Here is a 1,197-nt window from a genome sequence, read left to right as displayed (position 1 = left end):
GTGATCCCACAGCAAGGCACGCAAACCATACAAGGTAATGCCAAGGGGGATTGAGTTTTGTTTTCTGGAACAAGTCTGTTTCCCTGCTGCTGAGCACAGAACTGATTCCCCCAATGATGAGTACCAAGGGGAAAATCCAGGGAGAGCGAATAAAATAGGTAGTAACAGCACCCAGCATAAAGAGTACGTAACTGGTTTTGTCGATCAACACTTTTTTCCCGATACGATAGGCAGCGAGAACAATGAATCCAACCGCCATTGGGCCGATAAAACGGAGAATTTTGCCGGATATCTGCAACTCCTCAAGTATCTGATAGAGAAATGACAGTGCAGTCATGATCAGCACTACTGGTAATGCCCAGACCATCAAGGTGAAGAATGCAAGGAGTGGGCCTCCAATTCGGTAGCCGACCGAGACAATGGTCTGCGTGCTGGTCGGGCCTGGGAGTATGCTGTTAAGGGCAAGAAGTTCTACAAGGTCCTCTTCTTCTAGATAGTGCTTCTTGGTCACAAGGTGGTCGAGGAAGACGCCGAAATGTGCCTCTGGTCCTCCATAGGCTCCCAAGCTGCAGATCAAGACATCTTTGAGGAAGTGTCGATAGTTCACTGTTGCCATGCAAGCCTCCTCAGCAAGGAATTGTTTGTGTTGATACTAATATGCTTGTATGCGATAGGCAAGGAGCATAGTATGGGATATTGGAGGATATATCATGTTACCAAAACAAATCATTGAGGCTTGGAAGAATAAACAGCCAGCTATTGTACTTACTACCGTTGACGAGCAAGGGATGCCAAACAGCATCTACGCAACCTGTACTGATCTCTATCAGGATAATGAAATTGTCATAGCCAACAACTACTTCGACAAGACGAAGCATAATATTGATACGGGGACAAAAGCATCCGTGCTTTTTATTACAGAGGAAGGTAAGTCATATCAACTGAAAGGCAAGGTAAGCTACCACACAGAGGGATCCTACTATGATTTCATGAAGGCCTTCAATCCTGTTAAACACCCCGGACACGGAGCACTGGTGCTCCATGCCCAAGCGGGATTTAGCGGTCAGGAACAGTTGTTCTAGTGAGCCAGGTGTGAGGAGAGCACTAGCTTCTCCTTCACCGTCAAGCGAAGCACTTCTTCCTGGGAGACAAGCCTGCTGTACTGTCTTTTCAGTGTAGTAATGACATCCTTCTGGC

Annotated in this window: 2 protein-coding genes; one reads left to right on the top strand and one right to left on the bottom strand. The window is 46.9% G+C overall.

Going from position 1 to position 1,197, the window contains the following annotated elements:
• Nucleotides 1-616, bottom strand: a 616-nt coding sequence (locus tag JF818_RS02090) for a chromate transporter (protein ID WP_198890337.1), incomplete at its 3' end; no start/stop codon positions are given.
• 94 nt (nt 617-710) lie between these two features.
• On the opposite strand from JF818_RS02090, the gene JF818_RS02085 reads away from it, so the two are divergent.
• On the top strand, nt 711-1,082 hold the full coding sequence (locus JF818_RS02085) for a pyridoxamine 5'-phosphate oxidase family protein (RefSeq protein WP_198890336.1): 372 nt from the start codon (nt 711-713) through the stop codon (nt 1,080-1,082).
• Nucleotides 1,083-1,197: the final 115 nt, after the last annotated feature.

It is taken from the genome of Sphaerochaeta sp. S2, assembly GCF_016406725.1.
Classification (GTDB): Bacteria; Spirochaetota; Spirochaetia; order Sphaerochaetales; family Sphaerochaetaceae; genus Sphaerochaeta.
This window is presented reverse-complemented; position numbering and strand designations above follow the sequence as displayed.